Source organism: Pseudomonas sp. RIT-PI-S (assembly GCF_025642975.1).
Taxonomy (GTDB): Bacteria; Pseudomonadota; Gammaproteobacteria; order Pseudomonadales; family Pseudomonadaceae; genus Aquipseudomonas.
On sequence record NZ_JANZKJ010000014.1, the window covers coordinates 32,344 to 40,391 of the forward strand.

An 8,048-nucleotide genomic window follows, 5' to 3' on the forward strand; every position below is an offset into this window, starting at 1 on the left:
ATATTACATTTTCATTACAGAAAACAATATCGAATTTGCACGCTGGCGATGTTGGTTTACGAAGGCCGGGCAACGGTGGCCCACGCACTCAAGCCGGGCATTCCCGTGCATCGTTGCAGGCGGTCATTGCCAACGCGATGCCGCTCGCCGCCACCAGCACGGCGCCGATGACGATGGGCAAGGTCGGGATATCCGAGAACAGCAGATAGCCGAAGACCCCTGACCACACCACGCTGGTGTACTCCAGCGGGCCCACCAGCGACGCAGGCGCCAGCCGGCACGCCTCGAAGAAGCAGTACTGGGCCAGGTAAACCTGCACGCCCAGCGCCACGATCAAGCCCCAATGGCGTAGCGTGGAAGGCATTTGCCAGGTCAACAGCGCAGCGCTGAGCACGATGAACACAGCCCCGGTGACCAGCAGCTGCACAGCGGCGCTGTCGCGGGCGCCGTGCTTGCGGGTGAACACGACCGTCAGTGCCCAGAACAGCCCCGATGCGAAGGCGATCAGTGCCGGCACCGCGCTCACCGCGCCGCCTGGGTTTGCCGCGATCACGCTGCCCGCCACGCCGACCATGAGCGCCAGCCAGCGATACCCGCGCACCACCTCCCCCAGCAAAAACACCGACAGCACCACGATGATCAGCGGCGCCGTGCAATAAAGCGTCATCACCGCCGACAGCGGCATCTCCCGGGCCGCGAGAAAGAAGCACGCCATGGCGATGAATTGCAGTACGCCGCGCAACACCAGCGACAACATGTGGGGGCTGCGAAGGGCAGCCTTCGCCGTGCCTCGTCGGCTCAGCGCCAAGGTGATCAGCACCATCACCACGCTGCGCATGAACACCAATTGCCACAGCGGATAATCGCTCTCCAGCCACGTCACCGTGGCGTAGTGGAGCGAATAAATGGCGTAGCTTGCGCAGGCGAAAAAGATCCCGAGGTATTTGCGGTTTACCCATGTGTGCATCTCAACACCTCCCGTCGCTCAGGCGGCGCGACCGGCCGCCCGGCCGTTGCTTTTGCCGAAGACGGGCCTAGGATTAACAGCTAGTCAACTGGTCTACTACCTATGAGCCGAGAAAATCACGCAACCCGCGCCAAGCTGGTCGCCGAAGGGCTGAAGTCCATGATCATCAATGGGTACGACGGCATCGGCCTAAACGCGATCCTCGACGCCGCCGGCGTTCCGAAGGGGTCCTTCTATTACTTCTTCAAAAGCAAAGAGGCGTTCGCCGCCGCGGTACTGGAGGCCTACGAGGCGCATTACACCGGCTTGCGCGAGCTGTTGTTCCGCGATGCCGCGGCCAGCCCGCTGCAACGGCTTGAGGATTACTTCGAGCAAGCCCGGCGCATGCACCTGGCCGAGGAGCCGCTGGGCGGGTGCCTGTATGGGGTGTTCGGGCAAACCGCGCGGGCCCGAAGCCCAGGCTTCCGGCAGCGGCTGTCGGCGGTGTTCGCACGCTGGGAAGCCCAGATTCAAGCGGTGCTCGAAGAGGCCCAGCGGGTTGGCGAAGTCGACCCGGCCGTCGACGCACAAGGCGCGGCGGCGTTTTTGATCGAAGCGTATGAGGGGATGTTGATCCGCATGAAGGTCGATGGCGACGACAAGGCGTTTGACCGATTCAGGTGCTTCGCCATGGGGGCGCTGAGGGTTCGCCCATAGAGGGGGTTGGCAAAGCCTCCCAACCCCGATCCCGGTTCCCGCCGCCCTCGCCGCGCAAGGGCTGGCGCAGGTCAAAGCATGTCGTGGCGAATCCAGTCGATCACCGAGGTGCGCTGGGGCACCCAGCCGAGCAGTTCGCGGGCGTTCGTGCCGCGCACCCGGCTGTTCGAGCCCAGGCCATAGTTGGCCATTTCGTAGCCCCACTCGGCTTCGGCGTCCTTCAGCGGCCAGTCCTGGGCCTTGCCCAGGCCCATGGCCTCGGCCATCGCCTGGGTCATGTCTGCGAACGAGGCTTCACCGCTTTCCACGAAGTAGAAGGTGCCGGCCGGGGTTTTCTCCAGTGCCAGGGCATACAGGGCGACCACGTCTTCGATGAACACGTTGGACCACACGTTTTCACCGGGGCCAACGTGGCGAACCACGCCGCTCTTGCGCGCCTGCTTGAGCAGGCGCGGCAGCTGCACGCTGTCGCGGTTCACCCCCAGGCTGTGGCCGTAGATCAGCGTGTTACAGAGGACCGCCGAGCGCACGCCCTGCCTGGCCGAGGCAATCACCAGGTCGTCGATCGCCACCCGCGCGGCTTTGTCCGGCGTGGCTTCGGGCAACTGGCCCTCGTAGAACACCTGGCCGCCGCCCTTGCCGCCGGAAGCATCCCCCACGATGCTCGAACCGCTGGTATGCAGCAGCGGCTTGTTCGAGCCCTTGAGCCCTTCGATCAAGGCCTCCACGGCGCCACGGTGATCGGCGCTGGCGGCATTGATCACGCCGTCGGCGGCGCGTGCTTGCGTGGTGAGCAGATGGCTGTCTTCGAGGGTGCCGATGACCGGCACGATGCCCAGCGCTTTGATTTCTTCGGCTTGGTCGGCAGTGCGCACCAGGCCAGTGACGTGATGGCCGCGTTGTACGAGGCCCGTTGCGATGGACCCGCCGATAAAACCTGCGGCGCCGGTGATGAATACATTCATGGGCTGACTCCAGCATGGAAAAGGATGAAGGGGAGTATCTACCTTGGTTTCCTTGCCAAAAAGGCGCCTGGTCCCAAATGGCTTTTGCGTACAGGTCACGAATAATCCCTCACGAAAACCTGTCGCTGCACACCGGCCCTCGCCCACCCCAAGCCCGGCTCGGCACGCCACCTGAAACGATTCACGCCCCAGGATCATTGGCCGCAGCACTGCGAACCTTTACCCCGGTAACAGCGTCCGAGTTAGGTCCGAACGCTTGCACTCAACGAGGTCCCGTTTGAAAGCTGCCATCGTCAAGAAGTACCGCCTGGTCATCAAAACCATGGGCTACGTGGGCTGGGCCCTGTTCTGGCTGCTGCTCTGGGACATTGCCGTCACCGTGGACTTCATGCTGTTCCTCGACAGCAAGATCAACCTGCCGCTGATGCCGTTGACCCTTTTGGGCTCGGCGCTGATCGTGCTGATCAGCTTTCGCAACAGCAGCGCCTATAACCGCTGGTGGGAAGCGCGAACCCTATGGGGGGCGATGGTCAACAATTCGCGCAGCTTCGCCCGGCAGGTGCTGACCTTGCTGGACAACGGCACCGAGGTGAACCCGATGAAGGCAACCCTGCTCCGCCGCCACGTAGGTTATGTGAACTGCCTGGCGGCGCACCTCAGGGGCCAACCTTGCCCGGCTGAAGTGCGGGCGTTCATCCCGCAGGAGGAGTTCGCGCGCAGCGGTTCCACCAACAACTTCGCCAATGACATCCTCAACGGCTCCGCGGCCCTGCTGGCCCAGGAATACAACGCCGGGCGCCTGGACAGCATCCGCCTGGCACGGCTGGAGACCACCTTGGTCGAGCTCTCGAACAGCCAGGGCGGCATGGAGCGGATCGCTAACACGCCGCTGCCCTACCCCTACGTGTATTTCCCGCGCCTGTTCATTTCGCTGTTCTGCCTGATCGTGCCGGTGGGGCTGGTGGAGTCTCTCGGCTGGTTCACCCCGCTGGCCTCGACGGTCGTGGGCTTCATGCTGCTGGCCATCGAGCGCATCGGCACCGACCTGCAAAGCCCTTTCCACTCCAGCGAGCACCAGATCCAGATGGAGGCCCTGTGCGAAACCATCGAGAAGAACCTGCAATCGATGCAGCGCGATTCCCTAGGGGCGTTGCCCTGAACCTAGGCGCTTGGCACCGGGACTCTCGCCCTGCACCCGGCTGTCCGCCAGCTTGAACACCACGCGTTGGGGATGATTGATCGACACCAGGTATTCCACCGGCTGCTTGCGGGCATCGAAGATCACCCCGCGATACACCAGCGCGGCCGTGCCTGGGGCCACTTCAAGCAGGCGCGCTTCCTGGTCGCTCATGGTGGCCACGCTCAACACGCCCTCGTCGCTGTCTATTTCAATCTGATAGCGCGAGGCCAATAACGCATACAGCGAGGCGCCATCGATCAGGTCCGCCGCCACCAGTTCCGGCACCCGGGCGGCGGGGATATAACTGGTCTCCACACAAAAGGGCTTCTGGTCGACCGTGCGGAGCCGGCGGATCGCCAGCAATGTGTCGCCCTCGCCTATCCCCAGGCGCTTCGCGACGCCGGCACTGGCCGGAGTTTGCTCGAAGTACAGCAACCGGCTGCCGGGCCGCGCGCCCGCCTGCTCCACCACTTCGGCGATGCCTTTGCGCGCCAGGGTGTTCAGCGGCCGCTCCACGCCAGGCGCCGCGACAAAGGTGCCGCGGTTGCCCCGGCGCTCCAGCACGCCCCGGTCGATCAGGGTTTGCAGGGCCTTGCGCAGGGTCATCCGGCTGACCCCCAGATGCTCGGCCAGGTCCCTTTCTGCCGGGATGCGCTCATTGGGCCCGAACTCCGGCCGCTCGAGCATTTCCAGCAGCGCCTGGACAGCCTGCCAGGCCACCTGCTTGCGCGCCGGTGCGAGCGATTCGACGCCAGGGCCGCTTGAGCCGGTTTTTCTCATGGTCTACATCCCCAAATTATTTTCTGCCGCTTCGGCGCGCCTGCCAGGCCGCGCAAATTCCCAAGCAGGCCGGGCGCTTGGGTTTTTCCTCTATGCCTGCGTGTGTCGAGCCTATGCCAAGCGGCCAAACCTGGCTATTAGACCACGGCGCAAATGCCTTGTATTGGTCTATTTGGTGGTATAGCTTTTGGTCTACATGGAGGCGGCCGAGGCTCGATGTCTCCCCTCCGCGACCCCGCACCCAGGAGCACCTATGGCGATCGCGTTCAACCGGGAGGGCTTTATCGCTTCCCTGCAGCAGTCCGTTCACCTCGTCGATGACGCCGCCAGCCATGGCCAGGCGTTGGCTCACCGCATCGACCGCATCTACTTCGTCAGCTGTGGCGCCCCTAACCGCATCATGCTCGGCCTGCAGTACTGGCTTGAGCGCTACAGCCCGTCGCTGGAAGTTCGCCGTTACTTCCCCGCCGAGTTCATGGACATCGACCCACCGCGCTTGGACGAACGCACCCTTGTGGTGCTGGCGTCCAAGTCTGGAACCACCCAAGAGACCATCGCCGCCGCGCGCTTCTTGCAGGGCAAGCCCTGCCTGACGGTGGGCGTAACCCAAACCGCCGACCTGCCTCTGGCCCAGGCGGTGCAGCATTGCTTCCTGCTCGGGCGCACGGACGAAGCCTATTTCGGCTGCTTCATGGCGCTGCAGGCGTTGATCGGCGGCATCCTCGCCAGCCGTGAAGACTGGCCGCTGCTGGGCAAACTCACCCGCTCGCTCAAGGCACTGCCGCAGGTGCTGGCGGAGGCGGCGATCAACAACGACCGCCGCGCCATGGAAGAAGCGCGCCTGTATAAAGACGACCGGCTGATGTACTTCCTTGCCTCCGGGCCAATGTTCACCACCGCCTATGTGTTCGGCGTGTGCGTAGTGATGGAAAGCCAATGGTTGCACTGCCTGCCCGTGGAAGCGGCGGAGTTCTTCCACGGCCCCTTCGAAGCGATCGATGCCAGCACGCCGCTGCTGTTGTTCGTGGGGGAAGACCCCAGCAGGGGGCAGATGGAGCGCGTAGTGAGTTTCTGCCAGCGCTATACCGAGCGGGTGATGGTGTATGACGCCAAAGACTTCCCCATGGAAGGCATCGCCCCAGAGATACGCGCTCTGGTGGCGCCCTACGTGGTGGGTATCGCCGCCGAACGTATCGCGGCCCACCTGGCGGTCTGGCATCAGCAACCGCTGACCACGCGCCGCTACATGTGGAAAACGGAGTATTGAGCATGGCCCGTCTTGTCGCGGTCGGTGACAACACCCTGGACGTGTACCTGGACCAACTGCTGGACTACCCAGGCGGCAATGCCCTGAACGTTGCGGTGTTCGCGGCGCGCCTGGGGGCCACCAGCGCCTACCTGGGCTGCGTGGGCAGCGACGAGCACGGCCAGCGCCTGTTGGCGTGCCTGGCCGAGGAAGGCGTCGCGGCCGGGCACTGCCGTACCCTGCCCGGCCCCAATGGCTGGGCCTGTGTCGACCGCATCGACGGCGAACGGGTGTTTCTCGGCAGCGACCCGGGGGTGTGCCGGCAGCTGAGGCTGTCGGCCGAGGACCTTGCCTATCTCGCCACCTTCCCACTGGCGCACAGCAGCCTCTACAGCGGCCTGGAGCAGCAACTGGAGGCTGTCCGCAACGCCAGCGGTTGCCTCTCCTTCGACTTTTCCGACAACTGGGAAGAGTTCGACTGGCAGGCGCTGATCGCTCATGTGGACATCGCCTTTTTCTCGGCGGCGGCGCTCAACCGGGAGCAGGCCCTTGCACTGGCCCAGGCGATGCGCGCCCGGGGGCCGACCATAGTGGTGCTGACCCGTGGTGCCGAGGGAGCGATCGCGGTCGATGCCCAAGGGGTACATGAGCAGGCCAGCCTGCCCTGCACGCTGGTGGACAGCATGGGCGCCGGCGACGGCTTCGTGGCGGCGTTCCTGCTCGCCTGGCAAGACGGGCATGGCCTGCCGGAGTGCCTGGCCCAAGGCGCCGGCTATGCCGCCCAGGTGTGCGGCTGGCCCGGCGGCTTCGGCCATGGCCGCGCCATAACGGCCGCACGTGCACGGCAATTGAAACAGGCCCTGAACGCTCAGGGCTGAGGCGCGGAGCCTTGGGCCGAGCCCGGGCAGTTCTTTCAACGTGTGGTGGATACCTTGTCGATGAAAAAAACGCTGATCGGTTTGCTGCTTGTCACGTGCCCACTGCTGAGCTGGGGCGCAACCGGAGAACTGCGCTTCGGGGTTGACCCGACCTACCCACCGTTCGAGGCCAAGCGCGCCGATGGGTCGCTGACGGGTTTCGACATCGAGTTGGGTGAAAGCCTGTGCGCCGAGCTGCAGCGGCGCTGCGTCTGGGTGGAAAACGCCTTCGACGGCATGATTTCCGCCCTTAAGGGCAGGAAGTTCGATGCCATTTTGTCTTCGCTGTCGATCACCGAGGAGCGCAAGGGGGTCATCGCCTTTTCCGACACCCTGTTCGACACCCCGGCGCGCCTGGTAGCCCGCGAGGGCAGCCCGCTGCAGCCGACTGCCGAGTCCTTGCGCGGCAAGCGCATCGGCGTTCAGCAAGGCAGCGTGTTCGAGGTGTATGCCCGGCGTATGTGGGAACCGAACGGCGTGCAGGTAGTGCCGTATCAGAGCAGCGACCTGACTTACTCCGACCTGATCAACGGGCGCCTGGACGCTGCCTTCGACGATGCCACCGCCGCCTCCGAGGGCCTGCTCAAGCAACCGATGGGCAAGGGCTTCGCCTATGCCGGCGGCGTGGTCAAGGCACCGGACGTTTTCGGCCCCGGTACCGGCATTGGCCTGCGCAAAGGCGACACGGCCCTGGCGAAGGAGATCAACCAGGCGCTTGGGCGAATCCACCAGAACGGCACCTATGAGCGCATCGCCCGCAAATATTTCGACTACGACATTGCGCCGGCCAACTGACCGCCTGTGCCAGTCGGCGAACGCCGGTGCTCATCGGCGGGTTCCCGGGCTTTGCCCGGTCCCACAGGTTATCCTCGACGCACAGGTGCTAGCCGGCGAAGGCCGGTGTGTGCGGGCGGGTTCCCGGGCTTTGCCCGGTCCCACAGGTTATCCTCGATGCACGGGTGTCAGCCGGCGGACGTCGGTGTGCCTAGGAGGGTTCCCGGGCTTGGCCCGGTCCCACAGGTAGCCTCGACGCACGGGTGCTAGCCGGTGAACGCCGGTGTGTGCGGGCGGGTTCCCGGGCTTGGCCCGGTCCCACAGGTTATCCTCGACGCCCGGGTGTCAGCCGGCGAAAGCCGGTGCTCATCGGAGGGTTCCCGGGCTTGGCCCGGTCCCACAGGTTACCCTCGATGCCCGGGTGTTAGCCGGCGGACGCCGGTGCGCGCGGGAGGGTTCCCGGGCTTTGCCCGGTCCCACAGGTAGCCTCGATGCACAGGTGGTAGCCGGCGGACGTCGGTGT

Annotated in this window: 8 protein-coding genes; 5 read left to right on the top strand and 3 right to left on the bottom strand. The window is 64.8% G+C overall.

Translation table 11 applies throughout. The features are described 5' to 3' along the window. Positions 1-88: 88 nt before the first annotated feature. A complete protein-coding gene (locus tag OGL93_RS17910; protein WP_263264159.1) occupies positions 89-967 on the bottom strand; it encodes a DMT family transporter in 879 nt (292 codons plus the stop codon). Positions 968-1,069: 102 nt separating this feature from the next. On the opposite strand from OGL93_RS17910, the gene OGL93_RS17915 reads away from it, so the two are divergent. Continuing rightward, positions 1,070-1,663, top strand: coding sequence for a TetR/AcrR family transcriptional regulator (locus tag OGL93_RS17915; RefSeq protein WP_263264160.1), 594 nt, complete (start codon positions 1,070-1,072; stop codon positions 1,661-1,663). A gap of 71 nt (positions 1,664-1,734) precedes the next feature. On the opposite strand, the gene OGL93_RS17920 is transcribed toward OGL93_RS17915, so the two are convergent. Then, positions 1,735-2,628, bottom strand: coding sequence for an NAD-dependent epimerase/dehydratase family protein (locus tag OGL93_RS17920; RefSeq protein ID WP_263264161.1), 894 nt, complete (start codon positions 2,626-2,628; stop codon positions 1,735-1,737). 277 nt (positions 2,629-2,905) lie between these two features. On the opposite strand from OGL93_RS17920, the gene OGL93_RS17925 reads away from it, so the two are divergent. Further along, entirely contained in the window at positions 2,906-3,787 is an 882-nt protein-coding gene (locus OGL93_RS17925; RefSeq protein ID WP_263264162.1) for a bestrophin family ion channel, read from the top strand. On the opposite strand, the gene OGL93_RS17930 is transcribed toward OGL93_RS17925, so the two are convergent. Continuing rightward, complete coding sequence (locus tag OGL93_RS17930) at positions 3,770-4,588, bottom strand: GntR family transcriptional regulator (protein WP_263264163.1); 819 nt, start codon at positions 4,586-4,588, stop codon at positions 3,770-3,772. The two genes, OGL93_RS17925 and OGL93_RS17930, sit on opposite strands and share 18 nt — an antisense overlap. Positions 4,589-4,841: 253 nt before the next feature. Here OGL93_RS17930 and OGL93_RS17935 point away from each other — a divergent pair, with 253 nt between their 5' ends. From OGL93_RS17935 to OGL93_RS17945, 3 genes are read left to right on the top strand one after another with little or no spacing between them, the layout of a single operon-like run. Then, entirely contained in the window at positions 4,842-5,855 is a 1,014-nt protein-coding gene (locus OGL93_RS17935) for an SIS domain-containing protein (RefSeq protein ID WP_263264164.1), read from the top strand. Between the two features lie 2 nt (positions 5,856-5,857). Further along, positions 5,858-6,712 carry a PfkB family carbohydrate kinase gene (locus OGL93_RS17940; protein ID WP_263264165.1) on the top strand — a complete coding sequence of 285 codons (855 nt, stop codon included), beginning with the start codon at positions 5,858-5,860 and terminating at the stop codon, positions 6,710-6,712. Positions 6,713-6,772: 60 nt separating this feature from the next. Further along, positions 6,773-7,546 (top strand): ABC transporter substrate-binding protein, encoded by a 774-nt coding sequence (locus OGL93_RS17945; protein ID WP_263264166.1) that lies wholly within the window; start codon positions 6,773-6,775, stop codon positions 7,544-7,546. Positions 7,547-8,048: the final 502 nt, after the last annotated feature.

Coding starts and splice junctions, on each gene's coding strand:
- OGL93_RS17945 (WP_263264166.1), top strand. CDS start 6,773: ATGAAAAAAACGCTGATCGGTTTGCTGCTTGTCACGTGCCCACTGCTG.
- OGL93_RS17920 (WP_263264161.1), bottom strand. CDS start 2,628: ATGAATGTATTCATCACCGGCGCCGCAGGTTTTATCGGCGGGTCCATC.
- OGL93_RS17915 (WP_263264160.1), top strand. CDS start 1,070: ATGAGCCGAGAAAATCACGCAACCCGCGCCAAGCTGGTCGCCGAAGGG.
- OGL93_RS17910 (WP_263264159.1), bottom strand. CDS start 967: ATGCACACATGGGTAAACCGCAAATACCTCGGGATCTTTTTCGCCTGC.
- OGL93_RS17930 (WP_263264163.1), bottom strand. CDS start 4,588: ATGAGAAAAACCGGCTCAAGCGGCCCTGGCGTCGAATCGCTCGCACCG.
- OGL93_RS17940 (WP_263264165.1), top strand. CDS start 5,858: ATGGCCCGTCTTGTCGCGGTCGGTGACAACACCCTGGACGTGTACCTG.
- OGL93_RS17935 (WP_263264164.1), top strand. CDS start 4,842: ATGGCGATCGCGTTCAACCGGGAGGGCTTTATCGCTTCCCTGCAGCAG.